This is a genomic window from Pseudomonas sp. PSE1(2024), from assembly GCF_050990555.1.
Classification (GTDB): Bacteria; Pseudomonadota; Gammaproteobacteria; order Pseudomonadales; family Pseudomonadaceae; genus Aquipseudomonas; species Aquipseudomonas aphyarum.
This window is the reverse complement of sequence record NZ_CP158967.1, coordinates 3054260-3073896: the sequence shown is the minus strand read 5'-3', so window position 1 is coordinate 3073896 and position 19637 is coordinate 3054260. Positions and strand designations below refer to the sequence as shown.

Annotated in this window: 16 protein-coding genes; 12 read left to right on the top strand and 4 right to left on the bottom strand. The window is 62.2% G+C overall.

The window, feature by feature from the left end; translation table 11 throughout:
• Positions 1-10: 10 nt before the first annotated feature.
• The 9 genes from ABTV87_RS13900 to ABTV87_RS13860 all read left to right on the top strand — a co-directional run bounded on the left by ABTV87_RS13900 (position 11) and on the right by ABTV87_RS13860 (position 8927).
• On the top strand, positions 11-343 hold the full coding sequence (locus ABTV87_RS13900; protein ID WP_127798011.1) for a DUF2934 domain-containing protein: 333 nt from the start codon (positions 11-13) through the stop codon (positions 341-343).
• A 108-nt stretch (positions 344-451) separates the two neighbouring features.
• Entirely contained in the window at positions 452-2611 is a 2160-nt protein-coding gene (glgX, locus tag ABTV87_RS13895; RefSeq protein WP_433899780.1) for a glycogen debranching protein GlgX, read from the top strand.
• A 1-nt stretch (position 2612) separates the two neighbouring features.
• A complete protein-coding gene (locus tag ABTV87_RS13890) occupies positions 2613-3611 on the top strand; it encodes an acyl-CoA dehydrogenase family protein (protein WP_433899779.1) in 999 nt (332 codons plus the stop codon).
• The gene (locus tag ABTV87_RS13885; RefSeq protein ID WP_433899778.1) at positions 3608-4366 is read left to right on the top strand and encodes a PIG-L deacetylase family protein; all 759 of its coding nucleotides are present in this window, start codon (positions 3608-3610) and stop codon (positions 4364-4366) included. The genes ABTV87_RS13890 and ABTV87_RS13885 overlap by 4 nt, the downstream gene beginning before the upstream one ends.
• A gap of 10 nt (positions 4367-4376) precedes the next feature.
• Positions 4377-4976: an SAM-dependent methyltransferase gene (locus ABTV87_RS13880; protein ID WP_433899777.1), complete on the top strand. Its 600-nt coding sequence runs from the start codon at positions 4377-4379 to the stop codon at positions 4974-4976.
• The gene (locus tag ABTV87_RS13875) at positions 4973-5632 is read left to right on the top strand and encodes a glycosyltransferase (RefSeq protein ID WP_085604064.1); all 660 of its coding nucleotides are present in this window, start codon (positions 4973-4975) and stop codon (positions 5630-5632) included. The genes ABTV87_RS13880 and ABTV87_RS13875 overlap by 4 nt, the downstream gene beginning before the upstream one ends.
• A 183-nt stretch (positions 5633-5815) precedes the next feature.
• A complete protein-coding gene (locus ABTV87_RS13870; protein WP_085604067.1) occupies positions 5816-6577 on the top strand; it encodes a PIG-L deacetylase family protein in 762 nt (253 codons plus the stop codon).
• 91 nt (positions 6578-6668) lie between these two features.
• Positions 6669-7466 (top strand): endonuclease/exonuclease/phosphatase family protein, encoded by a 798-nt coding sequence (locus ABTV87_RS13865; RefSeq protein ID WP_221533837.1) that lies wholly within the window; start codon positions 6669-6671, stop codon positions 7464-7466.
• 390 nt (positions 7467-7856) lie between these two features.
• Entirely contained in the window at positions 7857-8927 is a 1071-nt protein-coding gene (locus ABTV87_RS13860) for an autotransporter outer membrane beta-barrel domain-containing protein (protein WP_433899776.1), read from the top strand.
• 102 nt (positions 8928-9029) lie between these two features.
• Here the strand turns inward: ABTV87_RS13860 and glgB are convergent, their stop codons facing one another.
• From glgB to ABTV87_RS13845, 3 genes are all read right to left on the bottom strand, one after another.
• The gene (gene glgB / locus ABTV87_RS13855) at positions 9030-11261 is read right to left on the bottom strand and encodes a 1,4-alpha-glucan branching protein GlgB (RefSeq protein ID WP_433899775.1); all 2232 of its coding nucleotides are present in this window, start codon (positions 11259-11261) and stop codon (positions 9030-9032) included.
• Between the two features lie 2 nt (positions 11262-11263).
• The gene (treS, locus tag ABTV87_RS13850) at positions 11264-14605 is read right to left on the bottom strand and encodes a maltose alpha-D-glucosyltransferase (RefSeq protein ID WP_433899774.1); all 3342 of its coding nucleotides are present in this window, start codon (positions 14603-14605) and stop codon (positions 11264-11266) included.
• A 70-nt stretch (positions 14606-14675) separates the two neighbouring features.
• Complete coding sequence (locus tag ABTV87_RS13845) at positions 14676-16673, bottom strand: alpha-1,4-glucan--maltose-1-phosphate maltosyltransferase (RefSeq protein ID WP_433899773.1); 1998 nt, start codon at positions 16671-16673, stop codon at positions 14676-14678.
• A gap of 218 nt (positions 16674-16891) precedes the next feature.
• Between ABTV87_RS13845 and ABTV87_RS13840 the strand changes: the two genes are divergently transcribed.
• Positions 16892-17050 carry a hypothetical protein gene (locus ABTV87_RS13840; RefSeq protein ID WP_165369575.1) on the top strand — a complete coding sequence of 53 codons (159 nt, stop codon included), beginning with the start codon at positions 16892-16894 and terminating at the stop codon, positions 17048-17050.
• On the opposite strand, the gene ABTV87_RS13835 is transcribed toward ABTV87_RS13840, so the two are convergent.
• The gene (locus tag ABTV87_RS13835) at positions 17051-17587 is read right to left on the bottom strand and encodes an MgtC/SapB family protein (protein WP_127798000.1); all 537 of its coding nucleotides are present in this window, start codon (positions 17585-17587) and stop codon (positions 17051-17053) included. It lies immediately after the preceding gene.
• 122 nt (positions 17588-17709) lie between these two features.
• Here ABTV87_RS13835 and ABTV87_RS13830 point away from each other — a divergent pair, with 122 nt between their 5' ends.
• The gene (locus ABTV87_RS13830) at positions 17710-17958 is read left to right on the top strand and encodes a DUF3203 family protein (protein ID WP_433899772.1); all 249 of its coding nucleotides are present in this window, start codon (positions 17710-17712) and stop codon (positions 17956-17958) included.
• A gap of 195 nt (positions 17959-18153) precedes the next feature.
• On the top strand, positions 18154-19584 hold the full coding sequence (gene ccoG / locus ABTV87_RS13825; RefSeq protein ID WP_433899771.1) for a cytochrome c oxidase accessory protein CcoG: 1431 nt from the start codon (positions 18154-18156) through the stop codon (positions 19582-19584).
• Positions 19585-19637 lie beyond the last annotated feature (53 nt).

The following is a 19637-nucleotide window of genomic DNA, read 5'->3' as shown; positions in this document are numbered from 1 at the left end:
GAGCATTGCGATGAGTACCGACGATAAACGCATCCGCGAATTCGCCTATCAGATCTGGGAATCCGAAGGTAAACCCGAAGGCCAGGAAGCGCGCCACTGGGAGATGGCGCGCAAACTGGCCGAATCCGAGGCGCTGGCACCAAAAAAATCGCCCAAGGCTGCCGGCAGTAAAACCGCCGGCAAGACCGCCACCAGTAAAGCTGTCGATGGCAAGGCGCCCGCCGCCAAGCCCAAGGCCACGACGGCCAAGGCCAAGCCAGCCAGTGCCGCCAAGGTCATTCCCCCGGGCGAAAAAGCCGCCGAGAAAAAGCCCCGCGCGCCGCGCAAGCCGCCAGCGGTCTGACGCGTCCCGAACCGTTGAATTGAACGACCGTGTGGCGGGTTCGCTCGCCACCGAGGGCGCACTCGTCCTCGAAAAAATGCCAACCCCCGATTTTTTGCAGGAGCACCTATGACCCGTCCAAAGAAAGCCGAGCCCGCCGCGCACGCCGAACCCTCGCGCATCCGTGAAGGCCTGCCCTTCCCGCTCGGCGCAACCTGGGATGGTCTGGGGGTGAACTTCGCGCTGTTTTCCGCCAACGCCACCCGGGTCGAACTGTGCATTTTCGACGATGCCGGCGAAGTCGAACTCGAACGCATCGAACTGCCGGAATACACCGATGAGATCTACCATGGCTATCTGCCCGATGCACATCCGGGCCTGATTTACGGCTACCGGGTCTACGGCCCGTACGACCCGGCCAACGGCCATCGCTTCAATCACAACAAATTGCTGATCGACCCGTACGCCAAGCAACTGGTGGGCGAGTTGAAATGGTCCGAGGCGCTGTTCGGCTACACCATCGGCCACCCCGACGCCGACCTCAGTTTCGACGAGCGCGACAGCGCGCCCTTCGTCCCCAAGTGCAAAGTCATCGACCCGGCGCACACCTGGGGCCACGACCATCGCGTCAGCGTGCCGTGGGACAAGACCATCATTTACGAAACCCACGTGCGCGGCATCAGCATGCGCCACCCTTCCGTGCCGGAGAACGTGCGCGGGACGTTTGCCGGGCTGATGGTCGACGACGTGCTGGAACACATCCGCAAACTCGGCGTGTCGACCGTCGAGCTGCTGCCGATCCACGCCTTCGTCAACGACCAGCACCTGCTGCACAAAGGCATGACCAATTACTGGGGCTACAACAGCATCGCGTTCTTCGCCCCGGACCCGCGCTACCTGGCCAGCGGCAAGATTGCCGAGTTCAAGGAAATGGTCGCGCACCTGCACGACGCCAATCTCGAAGTGATTCTCGACGTGGTCTACAACCACACCGCCGAAGGCAACGAGCAAGGCCCGACCCTGTCGATGCGCGGGATCGACAACGCCTCGTACTACCGTTTGATGCCGGACGACAAGCGCTTCTACATCAACGATTCCGGCACCGGTAACACCCTCGATTTGAGCCACCCGTGTGTGCTGCAAATGGTCACCGACTCGCTGCGCTACTGGGCCAGCGAAATGCATGTCGACGGCTTCCGTTTCGATCTGGCGACTATTCTCGGCCGCTATCACGACGGTTTCGATGAACGTCACAGCTTCCTCGTCGCCTGCCGTCAGGACCCGGTGCTGCGTCAGGTGAAAATGATCGCCGAGCCCTGGGACTGTGGCCCCGGTGGCTATCAGGTGGGCAACTTCCCGCCGGGCTGGGTCGAGTGGAACGACAAGTTCCGCGACACAGTGCGCGCGTTCTGGAAAGGCGACGACGGCCAGCTCGCCGACTTCGCCAGCCGCATGACCGCCTCCGGGGAGATGTTCAACCAGCGCGGTCGCCGGCCTTATTCGTCGGTGAATTTCGTCACCGCCCACGACGGTTTCACCCTCAACGATCTGGTGTCCTACAACGACAAGCACAACGAGGCCAACGACGAAAACAATCAGGACGGCAGCAACAACAACCTGTCCTGGAACCACGGCGTCGAAGGCCCCACCGACGACCCGGAAATCAATGCGCTGCGCCACCGGCAGATGCGCAATTTCTTCGCCACCTTGCTGCTGTCCCAAGGCACGCCGATGCTGGTGGCCGGCGACGAATTCGCCCGCACCCAGGACGGCAACAACAACGCCTACTGCCAGGACAGTGAGATCGGCTGGGTCAACTGGGATCTGAGCGAGGACGGCAAGGCGCTGCTGAAATTCGTCAAACGCCTGATCAAGTTGCGCCTGGCCTACCCGATCCTGCGGCGCGGGCGTTTTCTGGTCGGCGAATACAACGAGGACATCGGGGTCAAGGACGTCACCTGGCTCGCGCCGGACGCCACCGAGATGACCACCGAACACTGGCATGACGCGCACAACCGCTGCATGGGCATGTTGCTCGACGGCCGCGCCCAGGAAACCGGGATTCGCCGCAAGGGCGCCGACGCCACGCTGCTGCTGGTGGTCAACGCCCATCACGACATCGTCAACTTCACTTTGCCGGAAGTGCCTGAAGGCAGTTTCTGGACCTGCATGATCGACACCAATCAGCCATCGATCCGTGGGCAGGAACGCTTCACGTTCGGCCACGAGTATTCGGTCACCGGCCGCTCGCTGCTGCTGTTCGAACTGCAACGCGAAGAAGAGGACTGACATGGACTTGCCCGGCAACCTCTCACGGCACACCCCGGATTACCGCGACACCGCCGCCCTCGGCACGTGTCTGCGGGAAATGGTCGAGGCCGGCCTCGACCGTCTGCCATTGCCCGGCAGCGGTCGTACGCTGGAGCGCTGGCAACGGCTGTCCGAGGTCGGCGGGCATGATCTGGGCCTGTGCAAACTCTACGAAGGCCATACCGATGCGTTGGCGATCATCGAGCAACTCGGTGGCTCGCCGACACCCGGCAGCACGTGGGGCATGTGGGCAGCCGAACCACCGCAGGCGCGGGTCCGGGTCAGCCGTTCGTGGCAACTGGTGCGGCTGAACGGGCGCAAGGCCTGGTGCTCCGGGGCGGCGGTGCTCAGTCATGCCCTGCTCACGGCGTGGGATGAGGATGATCGCCAGCAACTGGTGGCCGTGGCCCTCGATCAACCAGGCGTGACCGTGACCGATCAGGGCTGGCAAGCGGTCGGCATGGCGGCCACCGGCAGCGTCGAGGTGCTGTTCGATGATGTCGAGGCCCAGGCGATCGGCGACCCCGGCGACTACCTGCAACGTCCGGGTTTCTGGCACGGCGGAATCGGGATCGCCGCCTGCTGGTACGGCGCCGCGAGGGAGATCGGCGAACGCTTGCGCCAGCAATGTGCGCGACGTGAAGAACCCCACGCGCTGGCCAGTCTCGGCGCCGTCGACAGCGCCTTGCACGGTGCAGCTCAAGCGCTGCGCGTCAGCGCTCTGGACATCGACTGCCATCCCCACAGCAACGCCGAATTGCTGGCCCGCCGCGTACGCGCGGTGGTCGAGGATGCCGCCGAACAGGTGATCCGCGAGACCGGTCGGGCCCTCGGCGCCGGGCCGTTCTGCAAGGATCCGCACTTTGCCCGTCTGGCAGCCGACTTGCCGGTGTATCTGCGCCAGAGCCATGCCGAGCGTGATCTGGCAGCACTGGGCCAATTGATTGCGCAGCAACCGCGCGAGGGTTGGGCCCTATGAAACGCAATCCGATCGTCGGCGAGGGAACTTCCCTGCAGGAATGGCAGGGCTCACGTCATCTGGCGGCGGTGGACAGCATCGACATTCTGGATCTGGTCCCGCCGGGATCGCGGGCGGTGGTAATCGCGCCGCACCCGGACGATGAAGTGCTCGGTTGCGGCGGACTGTTGCAACGGCTCGCTGAGGCGGGACGTACCCTGCAACTGATCTCGGTCACCGATGGCAGCGCCAGTCATCCGGGTTCGGATCGCTGGCCAGTGGAGCGCCTGAGCGTCGTGCGCCCGCAGGAATCCGCCGAAGCCCTGCGTCGCCTCGGTCTGCCCATGCACCAGTTGCAGTGGCTGCGCGGCGGCTTTCCCGACACCCAGGTCGCCGCGCGCGAGTCGATGCTGTGCGAATACCTGACCCGCTATCTGCAACCCGACGACGTGATCTTCACCACCTGGCGCGAAGACGGCCACAGCGACCACGAAGCCGTCGGCCGCGCCAGCGTCGAAGCGGCCCGGCGCGTGGGCGCGATCTGCCACGAACTGCCGGTCTGGACATGGCACTGGGCAACGCCCGAAGACGCCATCGTGCCGTGGGAGCGGGCGCGCAAAATTTTGCTCAGCCCGGCGCAAGTTGCGCGCAAGCGTCATGCGGTGCACGCCTTCGCCAGCCAGCTGGAAGGCGATCCCGACGCTGGCCTGTCTCCGGTGCTAAAGCCTTATGTCATCGATCGACTGCTGCAACCGTTCGAGCTGATCTTCCTATGAGTGTCTTTCTATGAGTGTCGAGGATCGCTACTTCGAAGGCCTGTTCAGAGGCAATAACGACCCCTGGGGCTTCCGCCAGCGCTGGTACGAACAACGCAAACGCCTCGTGACCCTGGCGGCCCTGCCCCGGCCGCACTACCGGGCCATCTTCGAGCCCGGGTGCGCCAACGGTGAACTGAGTGCAGCACTGGCCGAACGCTGCGATCGTTTGTTGTGCTGCGACACCAGCGCCGCCGCAGCCAATCTGGCGCGCACACGGTTGAGTCTGTTCGACCACGCCGAGGTGCGTCACGGGCGCTTGCCGATTGACTGGCCTGAGGAAAAATTCGATCTGATCGTCTTCAGCGAGATCGGCTACTACCTCGACCGGCAAGATCTGACGGAGGTTATCCGTCGCATCAGCGATTCGTTGACCGCGGACGGGCAATTGCTGGCCTGTCACTGGCGCCCGCCCATCGAAGATTGCCCGCTCAATGCGCGACAGGTTCACGACCTGATTCACGAACAGTTGCACCTGCCGCGATTGGTCCTGCATCAGGAAGCCGATTTCCTGCTGGAAGTCTGGAGCCGCGAACCCCGTTCGGTGGCCGCGCTGGAGGGGTTGCGATGATTGGCATCCTGATTCCTGCGCACAACGAGGAAGAGTGGCTCGATGAATGTCTGCACGCAGCTTTGCGCGCTGGCGGACATCCCATGCTGGCGGGTGAACCGGTGGAAATTCTGGTGGTGCTGGACAGCTGCACCGATCGTTCGGCGCACATCGTCAGCCAGTATCCGGTGCAAGCTTTGAGCATCGAAGCGCGCAATGTCGGCCAGGCGCGAGCCATCGGCGCGCAGCAATTGCTTGAACGCGGTGCGCGCTGGATTTCCTGCTCCGACGCCGACAGCCGGGTCGCCGAGGATTGGCTGGTGGCGCAACTGGGGCTGGGCACCGATGCCGTGTGCGGCACGGTGACCGTTGACCGCTGGCAGGACGGATTCGATGAAGCGGCGCAGATTCGCTATCACCGCGATTACCGCGCCTGCGAAGGCCATCGGCACATCCATGGCGCCAACCTGGGCGTCAGCGCGCAAGCTTATGTTCGCGCCGGCGGCTTCGAGCCGCTGTCCTGTGATGAGGACGTGCAGCTGGTGCGTCAACTCGAGCGCTCAGGGGCCAGCATCGCCTGGAGCCATCGCCCGCAAGTCATCACCAGCGCCCGTCTGGACAGCCGCGCACGCGGCGGTTTTGGCGACTATCTGCGACAGCTGGCACAGACTGAATAAAAAAAAGCGGATCAGGTTGATCTGTGACGCGACGAACCGCCCGTCTTGAGCAATACTCTGCTGCGCAGCAATCCAGGGTTCGGAGCGCTGCAGGGCTATCCACCAGCCTTCACGGGTCGCACACGCCTGGTATCACCAGCGTTTGGGCGACTGAGGGCGAGACTCAACAAGGACGTATCACTCATGAAACCGTTATCCCTCAGCGAGAGCGGCCTGCCGGCGCAGATCTGGAACAGCGCCCCGCAGCTCGACAATATTCCCGTCATCAACACCCACACTTTGGTCCCGCCCGGTGCCCGCGCAGTGGTCATCGCCCCGCACCCCGGCGATGAAGTGGTGACCTGCGGCGGCCTGCTGCAACTGCTTTCCAGCCTCGGCCATCCCTTGCAACTGCTGTCGATCACCGATGGCAGCGCCAGTCATCCGGGCTCGCGTCAGTGGTCGGAGAAACGCCTGAGCGTGTTCCGCCCGCAGGAAAGCGTCGAAGCCCTGCGCCGTCTGGGCTTGCCGATGCACAGCCTGAAATGGGTGCGCGGCGGTTTCACCGACAAAGCCCTGCTCGACCAGGAAACCCAACTGACCGATTTCATTGCCCGCTACCTGCGCCCCGGCGACGTGGTGTTCAGCACCTGGCGCGAAGACGGCACCACCGATCATGAAGTGGTCGGCCGGGCGAGTGCCAAAGCGGCACAACAGGTTGGCGCCACCTACCACGATGTGCCGGTCTGGGCCTGGCACTGGCCGGAACGGGATCAGGCGCAGATCCCGTGGCATCGCGCACGCAAGCTGCGCCTCGACACCTGGACCGTCGCGCGCAAGAGCCACGCCACCCACGCCTACGCCAGCCAGCTCAATGGCGAACCGGCGATCGGTATCGCGCCGCTGCTGCCCAAGTCGATTCTGGAGCGCATGCGCCTGCCCTACGAGATCGTCTTCGTCGATTGACGGTCCGTCGGGCGCGGGCAGCCACTCAAAGTGAACTGCCCGCGCCCGGATCAGTCGCATGAACAGGCAGTCATGATTCAGAGGAGTGAACGTGTCCAGCGATCCCAAGCGTCATGCCGTCGACGCACAGACCTCGACCCCGTCCGCCATCCATCGCCTGCGGGTGCTGACGGTCAATACGCACAAGGGTTTCACCGCGCTCAATCGACGTTTCATCCTTCCGGAGCTGCGCGAAGCGGTGCGCAGCACCTCGGCCGATCTGGTGTTTCTGCAGGAAGTGGTGGGCGAACACGAGCGGCATTCCAGCCGCTACAACGAATGGCCGCAGACCTCGCAGTACGAATTCCTTGCCGACAGCATGTGGAGCGATTTTGCCTACGGCCGCAATGCGGTGTATCCCGATGGCCATCACGGCAACGCCCTGTTGTCGAAATACCCGATCCGCGAATACCGCAACCTCGACGTCTCCATTACCGGCCCTGAACGGCGCGGGCTGTTGCATTGCGTACTGGATGTGCCGGGGCATGCCGAAGTGCATGCCATCTGCGTGCACCTGAGCCTGCTCGAAAGCCATCGGCAATTGCAGTTGCAGCTGCTATGCCAGTTGCTCGAATCGCTGCCCGACGATGCGCCGGTGATCATCGCCGGCGACTTCAATGACTGGCAGTTGCAGGGCAACGTCGCCCTCGCCCGCCGCGACTACCTGCACGAAGCCTTCGAACGTCATCACGGCCGCCCGGCCAAGACCTACCCCGCGCGGTTCCCGTTGCTGCGACTGGATCGGATTTATCTGCGCAATGCCAGCAGCCACGACCCGCAGATCCTCGGCAACAAACCGTGGACACATCTCTCGGATCATTTGCCGCTGGCGGTTGAAGTGCATTTGTAGCGCGATACTGACAGCTGTCCTCACTCACAAAGCGCTGCGAAACCGATTGCCACATTCGGTTTCGCAGACCGACTGTCGGCTATAAAACGTCTCTGCCTTGCGGGTTTCACAGCCATTGGCTCTACAAACAAGCACTTAGATAAATGCGCAAAAACATAAACTTGCATCATCTGTTTTGACCCGACCGCTCATCGTCCAATTTCTTGACGCAAGGGCTCGGGTCTTCTTAGCTCTACCTTACTACCCCCGGAAATACTACTCGGGGCGAACCTCAGGTCACTCGTCAAAACGGGCGGCCACGGGCTCGCCTCGCTCCATTCGGTCGCCCCTCGTTCGGGGTAGGAGAGACGCCAAGGCGAGATACCACATGCGCTAGCAAGGTAGAACTCCATGAAAACCTCACTCACCTCACAAGAGATCAAAGTCACGTTCTGCACCGTTTCAAGTTCTATCTTGCTGTGCTCGTCCATGGAGGCGCAGGCGGGTCCTGTGGCGGACGAGGCGACGCCCTGGTATCGCCAGGACATTCCCGTCATGACCCTCCCCGCCACGATCGTGACCCCGGGCCCGCAACGGCTGAGCCCACAGCCGGATCTGCGCGGGACAAACCTGATTACCGAAGATCTCGCCCCCTCTGCCTGGGAGCAGCTTTACGGGCCGACGTCCCGCCAGGCGCAAACCGACGTCCTCAGCCCGGGCTTCGCCACGCCCGGCACCGGCGACTTCAAGGGGCCCGCCGTACTGACCCTGAAAAGCAGCAGCGGCCACACCCAGCAGGTCGGCCTGATCGGCGGGGTCAATCAGATTCAGGGCAACAGCAACGGCCTGATCACCAGCCGCGCCCTCGCCGACCCGAACACCGACACCCTCAACCTGCAAGGCCAGAGCCTGGGCGCTTACTACAGCCTGATCGGCCCGCAGGGCTGGCACGTCGACCTGTCGGCCAGTGGCGGCCGGGTCAGCGGTTTCAGCCGTAACGAGCAAGGCGCACGCCTGGCCACCGAAGGCAGCGCGATGACGCTGTCGGTGGAAGGCGGGTTCCCGATCGGCCTGGGGGAAAACTGGGTGGTTGAACCGCAGGCGCAATTGATCAACCAGCGCATCACCCTGGACACGCCCTACGCGGGTTCGGGCAATGCGTCCTCCAGCGACATTTCATCGTGGAGCGGCCGGGTCGGTGCACGCTTGAAAGGTAGCTACGATCTGAACGGCCTGCCGGTCGAACCCTACGTGCGCACGAACTTGTGGCACACGGTGTACACCGGCAACACGGTGACGCTGGATCAAGTGGACAAGATCAGCAGCAGCCGCAAATCCTCGACCGTTGAAGTCGGACTGGGGCTGGTGGCGAGAATGACGCCGACGGTCAGCCTGTACGTCAGCGCCGATTACAGCAGCGACGTGGATGACAATGACCTGAACGGGTTGATTGGCAGCCTGGGGGTCCGGATGCGGTGGTGAAGACGATATCGCTAGCAGGCTAGCTCCCACGGTAGATTGTCAGCGTCGACTGATTATTTGTGGGAGCCAGCCTGCTGGCGAAAGCAGCGACTCGGTTATGGATCAGGCTTCCGGTTTAAGGATCAACACCGCCAGCGGCGGCAAATTCAGTTCCAGCGACAACGCCTGCCCATGGCTGGCCACCTCTTCGGTGAACGCCCCGCCCCCGTTGCCATAATTGGAACCGGCATAGGTGTCGGCGTCACTGTTGAGCAATTCCTTCCAGCGCCCGGCGAACGGCACACCGACGCGATACGACTGGCGTGGCACCGGGGTGAAGTTGGCCACCACCAGCACCGGCGTTCCGTCCTTGCTCCAGCGCAGCCATGCGTAAACGCTGTTGATCGCATCGTCACCGATCAACCACTGGAAGCCTTGCGGCGCATCGTCCTGCTCGTGCAGCGCCGGCTCTTCGCGGTAGAGCCGGTTGAGGTCGCCGACCAGCTTCTGCACGCCTTTGTGCTCCGAGTATTGCAGCAGATACCAGTCGAGCTGCTGATCGTGATTCCACTCGCGCCACTGGCCGAACTCGCAGCCCATGAACAGCAGCTTCTTGCCCGGATGGGTCCACATGAAACTCAGATAAGCCCGCAGGTTGGCGAATTTCTGCCAACGGTCGCCGGGCATCTTGTCGATCAGCGAATGCTTGCCGTGCACCACTTCGTCGTGGGAAATCGGCAGGATGAAACGCTCGGACCAGGCGTAGACCAGACCGAAACTCAACTCGTTGTGGTGATGGGCGCGGTACACCGGATCCTGCTGGATGTAATGCAGCGAATCATGCATCCAGCCCATGTTCCATTTATAGGCAAACCCGAGACCGCCCTGCTGGGTGCTCTGGCTGACGCCCGGCCACGCCGTGGATTCCTCGGCGATCACCAGCGCGCCCGGTGCTTCCAGCGCCACCACATCGTTCAAGTGCCGCAGGAAGTCGATGGCTTCCAGGTTCTCGCGACCGCCATGGCGGTTCGGCACCCACTCGCCAGCCTTGCGCGAATAGTCGCGATAGAGCATCGACGCCACCGCGTCGACTCGCAGACCGTCTACGTGGAAATGCTTCAACCAGTGCAGCGCCGACGCCAGCATGTAGCCGTGCACTTCGGTGCGGCCGAGGTTGTAGATCAGCGTGTCCCAATCCTGGTGGAAGCCTTCCAGCGGGTTGCCATATTCGTACAGCGCCGTGCCGTCGAACTGCGCCAGACCGTGGGTATCGGTCGGGAAATGCGCCGGCACCCAGTCGAGAATCACACCGATGTCGGCCTGATGGCAGGCGTTGATGAACGCCGCGAATTCATCCGGCGTGCCATAACGGGCGCTCGGGGCGAATTGCGACAGCAACTGATAACCCCAGGAACCGCCGAACGGGTGCTCCATGATCGGCATCAGTTCGATGTGGGTGAAACCCAGCTCCTTCACATACGGAATCAAACGCTCGGCCAGCTCCGGCCAGGTGTACTGGCGGGCCACTTCGCCGAGGTCGTCGAGTTCGCATTGCCAGGACCCGGCGTGCAATTCATAGATCGACAGCGGCGCATTGTGCTGCTGGCGCTCACGACGACCAGTCATCCAGTCCTGATCCTGCCAGTCGATCTGCAACGGCGAGGCGACTTTCGACGCGGTGTCTGGCGGCAGGCTGGTGGCCAGCGCCATCGGGTCGGCCTTGAGCGGCAGGATGCCGTGGGCGCCGAGGATTTCGTATTTGTACAGCTCGCCCGCCTGCAAGCGCGGAATGAACAATTCCCAGACGCCGGACGGATGCCGCAGGCGCATCGGATGTCGCCGGCCGTCCCAGACGTTGAAATCGCCGACCACCGACACCCGCCGGGCATTCGGCGCCCACACGGCAAAGCGCACACCGTCGACGCCATCGACGGTTTTCAGTTGCGCGCCGAGGCAGCTGCTGAGGTCGCGGTGATTGCCTTCGGCGAACAGGTACAAGTCCATTTCCCCGAGCAACTGGCCAAAACTGTAGGGATCTTCCGCGACCTGTTCACCACCGGCCCAGCGGGTGCGCAACAGGTACGGCCGTGAGCCTTCGAAATGCCCGACAAACAACCCCGGCGTTTCGGTGGCCTCCAGCGGACCGAGCTCTTCGCCACTGTTTTTATCGACGACAGAAACACTCAACGCGCCGGGCAGATACGCCCGGATGAACTGCCCGCCGGCGCCATCGCCGTGGGGGCCAAGAATGGAAAACGGGTCGTGATGTTCTGCGCGCACCAAGGCATCAATGTCTTTTGCAGTGGGCAGCAATCTTTCTTTAGCGTGACCCTGTTCCCTGTTCGAGAAACTCATGACTACTCTCCACCAAGATCGGAAAAGGGTTTGAGCCCCGTCAATAACCCATACAGACCGTGCAGCGGCACGGGCAGCCAGGTGGGGCGATTTTCGGCTTCATAGGCCACTTCGTAGGCCGCTTTCTCCAGACCGAACAACGCCAGTGCGGCGTCGGCACCTTCAGGATCTTGCCAGGCATGATCAAGACTAGCTGCCGCTTGGCGATATGCCTGGAGAAATGCTGCCCGGGCTTCACGCAGGTAACGCTCCGTGACCCGCCGACGCGCGGCTTCGGCCTCGGGGCTGTTGTCGACGTTGTGCACATTCAGGGCCATGGCGGCGGCATAGTCGAAGGAACGCAGCACCCCGCTGACGTCCTTGTACGGACTGTGCTTGCCTCGGCGTTCGGCCAGTGGCCGCGCCGGTTCGCCTTCGAAGTCGATCAGGTAGGCGTCGCCCTTGATTACCAGCACTTGTCCCAAATGCAGATCGCCGTGGACGCGGATCCGCAAGCCGCCAGCGGATTGCCTGGCCAGTTCCTGAACGTGGGCGAGGATGGTTTTCTTGTTGTCGAGCAACCGAGCAACAAGCTTCTGATCCGCCCCGTCGAGTTCGCCCTGATGCTGTTTGAGCAGCTTCAGCGCATGCTCGACCTGCGCCGCGACATCCTTGCCGCTGGCCTGCGCATCCTTGGCCGAACTGACCTGCGGCGCGAAGTCCTTGTTGTCGCTCGGCGCTGCCAGCACCTGATGCATTTCCCCCAGACGCTGGCCGAGCATCCCGGCGAAATCCTTCAGTTCACCCAAGGCGTTGTAGTGCTGCGCCTGTTCGGACACGGCATCGGCCAGTTCATCGCGCAGCGCCCGTTCGAGGTTGTTCTGCGTCCATTCCCAGGCATCGCCCTGATTGCTCAGATAACCCTGCGCAATCATCAGCAGGTTGTCTTCGCCCTTCCCGTCGCTGCGAATCACCGAACCGAGCAGTGGAGAGATATTGGCAAATCCGGCAGCGGTCAGGTAAGCGCTCATCTCCAGTTCCGGGTGTACGCCAGAAGCGACTTTGCGGATCAGCTTAAGTACCAGACTGTTGCCGATCACCACCGAGCTGTTGGATTGCTCGGCGGACAGATAGCGCACTTCGGACTCCGCGCCGAGGCCGAGTTTTTCCAGTTGTGGCGTTGCCTCGAATCGGATCTCGCCCTCACTGGATTCCAGCACCGTCCCGCTCTGCATGCCTTGCAACACCGCGCGAATAAACGCTTCAAGACTGAAGGCATCGGTAATCAACCCGACCTGACGAACCCGACGTACCCGCGCCAAGGCCAATTGTTGCGGCAACGCCGGCCCGACCTGATCTTCGGCAATGAAGCCGAACGGCAATTGATAACGGCTGGTCTGCCCACCGCTCTGCACTTCGATTTCGCTGAACAGCACCGGATGCTGGGCATCGCCGAAGCGCACGCCGTAGGCCAGTTTGACCTGGTCGATGGCGGCGTCCTTGCCGGCGAACCAGCGGCGGTTCTGCAGCCAGCTCGGCAGGATCGCCTGCTCGAGGGTGGCGCGGGACGGTGCTTCGAGCAGTTCTTCCATGCGTTTTTTCAGCACCAGCGTGGTGAAGTCCGGCAGGCTCTGCGCCGGCTCGACGTGCCAGCTCGGCATCTGGTTTTCCGCCGCGAGGCCGAACCAATAGAAACCGTAGGGCGGCAGGGTCAGCAGGAAACTCAACTGGCCGATGGGCGGGAACGCGTTACCGCCGAGCATCTCCACCGGCACCATGCCGACGTAGGCCGACAGGTCGAGCTCCACGGCCTGAGCGCTGCGCGACACGTTGGCCACGCACAGAATGGTTTCGTGCTTGCCGTCCGGCCCGGTGTATTCACGGGTGTAGGCCAGCACGCGGCGGTTGGCCGGCGAGAGCATTTTCAGCGTGCCGCGACCGAACGCCTTGGACTGCTTGCGCACGGTCAGCAAGCGTCGGGTCCAGTTCAGCAGCGAATGCGGATCGCCGGCCTGGGTTTCGACGTTGACCGACTGATAGCCGTATTGCGGGTCCATGATCGGCGGCAGTACCAGACTGGCCGGGTCGGCGCGGGAGAATCCGCCGTTGCGGTCGATCGACCATTGCATCGGTGTACGCACGCCGTCGCGGTCGCCGAGGTAGATGTTGTCGCCCATGCCAATTTCATCGCCGTAATACAGGGTCGGCGTGCCGGGCATCGACAGCAGCAGGCTGTTGAGCAGTTCGATACGACGGCGATCGCGTTCCATCAACGGCGCCAGACGTCGGCGAATGCCAAGGTTGATCCGAGCGCGACGGTCGGCGGCGTAGTAGTTCCACAGGTAGTCGCGTTCCTTGTCGGTGACCATTTCCAGCGTCAGTTCATCGTGGTTGCGCAGGAAGATCGCCCATTGGCAGTTGGCCGGGATCTCCGGGGTCTGGCGCAGGATGTCGGTGATCGGGAAGCGATCTTCCTGGGCCAGCGCCATGTACATGCGCGGCATCAGCGGGAAGTGGAACGCCATGTGGCATTCATCGCCATTCACACCCTCGGCGTCTGTGTCGCCGAAGTACAGCTGGGTGTCTTCCGGCCATTGGTTGGCTTCGGCGAGCAGCATGCGATCCGGGTAGTTGGCGTCGATCTCGGCGCGGATCTGCTTGAGGACGTCATGGGTTTCCGGAAGGTTTTCGTTGTTGGTGCCGTCGCGCTCGATCAGATACGGAATCGCGTCCAGCCGCAGGCCGTCGATGCCCATGTCCAGCCAGTAACGCATCACCGACAGCACGGCTTTCATGACCTGCGGGTTGTCGAAGTTGAGGTCCGGCTGGTGCGAATAGAAGCGGTGCCAGAAGTACTGGCCGGCCACCGGATCCCAGGTCCAGTTGGACTTTTCGGTGTCGAGGAAAATGATCCGGGTGCCGTCGTATTTCTGGTCGTCATCCGACCACACGTAGAAATCCCGCGCCGCCGAGCCGGGCTTGGCCTTGCGCGCCCGCTGGAACCACGGGTGCTGATCGGAGGTGTGGTTGATGACCAGCTCGGTGATCACCCGCAGGCCACGTTTGTGCGCCTCGGCAATGAATCGCTTGGCGTCGGCCATTGTCCCGTAATCGCTGTGCACGCCACGGTATTCGGCGATGTCGTAACCGTCGTCGCGACGTGGCGAGGGATAGAACGGCAACAGCCAGATGGTGTTGACGCCGAGTTCGGCGATGTAATCGAGTTTGGCGATCAGGCCGGGAAAGTCGCCGATCCCGTCGTTGTTGGAGTCGAAAAAGGATTTGACGTGAACCTGATAGATAACCGCGTCCTTGTACCAGAGCGGATCCTTGATGAAGGTGGCTGCCTTGGGTTTCTTCGCCATGTGAAACTCCTGTTCAATTCGTTGAAGCCAAACCTGCTACTGATCGTTCCCACGCTCTGCGTGGGAACGATCAAGGGGAAGTAATGCGCCAGATTCCAAACGGCTGATAAGCCGGGTCGATCCGCATGAACTGGTACTTGCCGTGCCAGTCCCAGCGATGGCCATTCATCAGGTCTTCGCCGTGGGTGGTGGCGTCGTCCGGCAGACCCATTTCCCACAGCGGCAGCTCGAAATTCGCTTCCTGAACGTTATGCGGATCGAGGCTGACGGCCACCAGAATGAAGTTGCTGCCGTCCGCGCTGCGCTTGCCGAAATACAGAATGTTGTCGTTCCAGGCGTTGTAGATCTTCAAGCCCAGATGGCTGTGCAGCGCCGGGTTCTGGCGGCGGATGCGGTTGAGCTGGGCGATCTCGGCAATGATGTTGCCGGGCTGGTTGAAGTCGCGGACGCGGATCTCGTATTTCTCGGAATCGAGGTATTCCTCCTTGCCCGGCACCGGCGCCGATTCGCACAGTTCGAACCCCGAATACATGCCCCACAGGCCCGAGCCCATGGTCGCCAGCGCCGCGCGAATCAGAAATCCGGAACGTCCCGATTCATGCAGGAACGCCGGGTTGATGTCCGGCGTGTTGACGAAAAAATTCGGCCGGTAGCACTCGCGCCACGGCGATTCATTGAGTTCGCTGAAATAGGTCGCCAGTTCGGCCTTGGTGTTGCGCCAGGTGAAATAGGTGTAGCTCTGGGTGTAACCGACCTTGCCCAGCCGCGCCATCATCGCCGGGGTGGTGAAGGCCTCGGCTAGGAAGATCACTTCCGGGTACAGCGTGCGCACATCGGCGATCAGCCATTGCCAGAACGGCAGCGGCTTGGTGTGCGGGTTGTCGACGCGAAAGATCTTCACGCCCTCCTGCACCCAGCCGACCACGATGTCGCGCAGCTCGACCCACAGGCTCGGAATCGCTTCCGGCGCATAGAAGTCGACGTTGACGATGTCCTGGTATTTCTTCGGCGGGTTCTCGGCGTATTTGATCGTGCCGTCCGGCCGCCAGTTGAACCAGCCCGGATGCTGCTTGAGCCACGGGTGATCCTGGGAACACTGGATCGCGAAGTCTAGGGCGATTTCCAGACCATGGTCAGCGGCAGCAGCCACCAGCCGGCGGAAGTCCTCGCGGGTGCCGAGTTGCGAGTGAATCGCTTCGTGGCCGCCCTCCTCGCTGCCGATCGCATACGGGCTGCCGGGATCATCCGGGCCGGCGGTCAGGGAATTGTTGCGGCCCTTGCGATGGCTGCGGCCAATCGGGTGAATCGGCGTGAAGTACAACACGTCGAAGCCCATGTCCTGGATCATCGGCAGGCGCGAGTGCACGTCATTGAAGGTGCCGTGGCGGGCGGGATCGTCGGTGATCGAGCGGGGAAACAGTTCGTACCAACTGGCGAATTCCGCCAGTTCGCGCTCGACGTCCACCGGGAATTCCGGGCTGAGGCTCAAGTAGGCGCGGTGATCGGCCTCGGCCATCAGTTGCGCACTGCGCGAGTGCAGAAACAACGCGACCTGCTCGGTTTCGAGCAGGCCGGACAATTCGTGGTGCAGGCCGGCGAGTTGTTCGCTGAGCTGACCTTCGCTGCGCTCGGCGGCCTGTTGCACCATGGTGCGCCCCTCTTGCAGCTCGAGACTGACCGGGACGGCGGCGGTGTGCTTTTTCTCCAGTTCGTACTGAAAGCTGGCGAACTGGTCGATCCACGCCTCGATCAGGAACAGATAGCGGCCCATGCGCTGCGGCTGAAACACCCCGCGCCAGCCGTTGTTGCCCTGATCGCTCATGACTTCGGTCTGCCAGGTCTCATCGCCCTCTTCGCGCCAGCGGATGCGCACCGCCAGCTTGTCGTGACCGTCGGCGAACACCTTGCTGGTGACCACTATTTCCCGGCCGGCAATTGCCTTGACGGCAAACTGTCCGCCGTCGAGGGTCGGCGCGGTGTTTTCAATGACGATGCGCGGCAGCAGCAGAGCCTGCGACAGCGGCATGTGCGGGTTGTAGCTCAGTTCGGAGGGTTTTTCAGCAGTCATTGAGCATCTCTCCTTAACGCCCCAAGGACGCTCGTTTGCCTGTTTGGCGGTCACGACCGGGCCTGCGCCCGGCGATGAACTCTCTCAGGTTCCGAGCGACCGTTGCCGGGAAAAGTTCACAGGGATTTGCCCCGCCACAAAATCGGATCGATTTCGCAGTGAAGTGGTCAACCCACTTAAGCACGTCCCACGCCAAGTGCCACACGGAGGTTCACCCGATGACTATTCCGATTCCCGCTGAAACACCCGATCCGAACATCGATAAACCGACGCTGCCCGAGACCGAGCCGCAGCCGATCCCCGAACAGGAACCGCCTGGCACCACGCCGCCGCCCAAGGAGGAACCGCCGACGACCATGCCGCCGGTGATTGTCTGATCAGCGTGGGTCGTTGTGGTCCTTTTCGATGCGATCCTTATCCAGATGATCGTTTTCGAAGACTCTGACGATCCTCGGCATCACGCTGAAAATCCCCAACGCCAGCAACGTACTGAGTACCGCCGTCGCTTCGCGGCCCAACCCGGCCGCGACGCCGATGGCGGCAGTCATCCACAAACCGGCGGCGGTGGTCAGGCCCTTGACGTGGCCTTCGTCGCCTTCATGATTTTTCAGGATGGTGCCGGCCCCGAGAAAGCCGATCCCGGCAATCACCCCCTGCACCACCCGGCTCATCGCGTCGGCCTGGGAACCGGACAATTGCGGCACCAACACAAACAGCGCCGCACCGAGGGCCACCAGCATGTGCGTTCGCACCCCGGCAGCCTTGCCCTTGTGCTCGCGCTCGAACCCGAGAATCCCGCCCAATATCGCCGCCATCAGCAAGCGCACGGTGATCCGCGTCAGCTGCGATGCATCGCCGATGTCGGCGAATTCGGCTTGCAGGGTTTCCCACACTTCATGCCACCAGGCGTTCATCGTGCAGTCCTTGTGAAGGGGCGATAAAGGGTGGACAGCGGCGACCATTAATCGGTTGCGTAGAACGATCTGCTAAACCGCGCACCCTAACTGTCAGATCCCCTGTGAAAAAGGACAGCCCCATGCCCCTTCGTATCGATGAAAGCAATCCGGATTCCAAAGTCTGTTTTTTCACCGTTGAGAATGGTGAGGAAATCCGGATCTGCGACACGCTGGAAGTCAGGACAGATAGCGAAAAAGCCATGTCGTTCGTCGAAGTGGAAGGACGGCGCATCTACGTCACAGAGGCGGAAGCTGATGCATTGACCGGCGCAGGCGCCCGGGATGGACGCAAACACCTGAAGGCCGACGACAGTGATTCGGTGATTTGACTGACCTCGATCAACAACCGGCGCAGGCGCCTGGGATAGGCATCTGCGCCTTGGCCTGCGGGCTGCTTCAAGTTGTCGCAGGCTTTGTCACAAAACCCATCTGATACGCTTTTTATTGAAATACCTGAGTCTGTTATGCAAACAGATCGGCGCTCATAGTTCCCTGGCCTGATGGAGGCTGATGAGCGAACGACCATGAGCGAACGAATCCCCGTCCGAACCGTAGAAGCATCTCCCCAGATAAAAAAAGTACCGGCGCGCCCAATGAAGGCGAAACACGCCACCAGCGACAACCAGATCTTCACCCGCAGCTTCACCGGCCTGTTCCGCACCTTGCGCATGAGCGGCGCGGGGTTTCTGTTCCTGTTGTTCTTCGGCACGGTGTGGCTGAACTGGGGCGGTCGTCAGGCGGTGCTCTGGGACCTTTCCGAAAGCAAGTTCCATATCTTTGGCGCGACCTTCTGGCCGCAGGATTTCATTCTGCTGTCGGCGCTGCTGATCATCGCTGCATTCGGCCTGTTCGCCATTACCGTGTTCGCCGGCCGGGTCTGGTGTGGTTACACCTGCCCGCAGAGTTCGTGGACGTGGATCTTCATGTGGTGCGAGAAGATCACCGAGGGCGAGCGCAATCAGCGGATCAAGCTGCAAGCGGCGCCCTGGAGCCTGAACAAACTCGCCCGGCGCGCGGCCAAGCACACGCTGTGGCTGGCGATCAGCGTGCTGACCGGTCTGACTTTCGTTGGCTACTTCACCCCGATCCGGCCGCTGGCCGAAGAACTGCTGACCTTGCAGATCGGCGGCGTCAGCCTGTTCTGGGTGCTGTTCTTCACCGCCGCCACCTACATCAATGCCGGCTGGCTGCGTGAGGCGGTGTGCATGCACATGTGCCCGTATGCGCGATTCCAGAGCGTGATGTTCGACAAGGACACGCTGGCGATTTCCTACGACGTGGCCCGTGGCGAAAACCGTGGCCCGCGCAAACGCGAGGTGAAACCGGCCGAAGCCGGACTTGGCGATTGCATCGACTGCCAATTGTGCGTGCAGGTCTGCCCGACGGGCATCGACATCCGCGACGGCTTGCAAATGGAATGCATCGGCTGCGCGGCGTGCATCGACGCCTGCGACTCGATCATGGACAAGATGAATTACGCCCGTGGCCTGATTCGCTATACCTCCGAGCGTGAATTGCAGGGTGGCAAGACACACCTGCTGCGTCCGCGACTGATCGGCTACGTCGCGGTGCTGGTGGTGATGATCGGCGCCCTCGCCCTCGCGTTGGTCGAGCGACCGATGGTGTCGCTGGACGTGACCAAGGACCGTGGCCTGTTCCGTGAAAACGGTCAGGGCCAGATCGAAAACATCTACACCCTCAAGGTCATCAACAAGACCCAGCAGCGCCAGGACTACAACCTGACGTTGGTCGATGGTGAAGGTTTCCAGCTGCAAGGCAAGACCGAACTGAGCCTGGCACCTGGCGAGATCGTCGATGTGCCGGTGTCGGTGGCGATGACCACGGAACGCCCGGCCAGCAGCTCGCAGACCTTGAGCTTCAAGATTGCCGACAGTGATGAGCCAGAGATTTATAGCGTGGCGAAGAGCCGGTTTGTTGCGCCGATGAATCGCTGATCCCTTAGACTGCGGCGCAGCCATTCGCGAGCAAGCTCGCTCCCACAGGGGAA

What these genes read in the sequence shown, in the direction of transcription:
- ABTV87_RS13845 (WP_433899773.1), bottom strand. Translation starts at nt 16,673, where the DNA reads ATGACTGCTGAAAAACCCTCCGAACTGAGCTACAACCCGCACATGCCG.
- treS (WP_433899774.1), bottom strand. Translation starts at nt 14,605, where the DNA reads ATGGCGAAGAAACCCAAGGCAGCCACCTTCATCAAGGATCCGCTCTGG.
- ABTV87_RS13900 (WP_127798011.1), top strand. Translation starts at nt 11, where the DNA reads ATGAGTACCGACGATAAACGCATCCGCGAATTCGCCTATCAGATCTGG.
- ABTV87_RS13830 (WP_433899772.1), top strand. Translation starts at nt 17,710, where the DNA reads ATGCCCCTTCGTATCGATGAAAGCAATCCGGATTCCAAAGTCTGTTTT.
- ABTV87_RS13835 (WP_127798000.1), bottom strand. Translation starts at nt 17,587, where the DNA reads ATGAACGCCTGGTGGCATGAAGTGTGGGAAACCCTGCAAGCCGAATTC.
- ABTV87_RS13840 (WP_165369575.1), top strand. Translation starts at nt 16,892, where the DNA reads ATGACTATTCCGATTCCCGCTGAAACACCCGATCCGAACATCGATAAA.
- ABTV87_RS13890 (WP_433899779.1), top strand. Translation starts at nt 2,613, where the DNA reads ATGGACTTGCCCGGCAACCTCTCACGGCACACCCCGGATTACCGCGAC.
- glgX (WP_433899780.1), top strand. Translation starts at nt 452, where the DNA reads ATGACCCGTCCAAAGAAAGCCGAGCCCGCCGCGCACGCCGAACCCTCG.
- ABTV87_RS13880 (WP_433899777.1), top strand. Translation starts at nt 4,377, where the DNA reads ATGAGTGTCGAGGATCGCTACTTCGAAGGCCTGTTCAGAGGCAATAAC.
- ABTV87_RS13860 (WP_433899776.1), top strand. Translation starts at nt 7,857, where the DNA reads ATGAAAACCTCACTCACCTCACAAGAGATCAAAGTCACGTTCTGCACC.
- glgB (WP_433899775.1), bottom strand. Translation starts at nt 11,261, where the DNA reads ATGAGTTTCTCGAACAGGGAACAGGGTCACGCTAAAGAAAGATTGCTG.
- ABTV87_RS13885 (WP_433899778.1), top strand. Translation starts at nt 3,608, where the DNA reads ATGAAACGCAATCCGATCGTCGGCGAGGGAACTTCCCTGCAGGAATGG.
- ccoG (WP_433899771.1), top strand. Translation starts at nt 18,154, where the DNA reads ATGAGCGAACGAATCCCCGTCCGAACCGTAGAAGCATCTCCCCAGATA.
- ABTV87_RS13875 (WP_085604064.1), top strand. Translation starts at nt 4,973, where the DNA reads ATGATTGGCATCCTGATTCCTGCGCACAACGAGGAAGAGTGGCTCGAT.
- ABTV87_RS13870 (WP_085604067.1), top strand. Translation starts at nt 5,816, where the DNA reads ATGAAACCGTTATCCCTCAGCGAGAGCGGCCTGCCGGCGCAGATCTGG.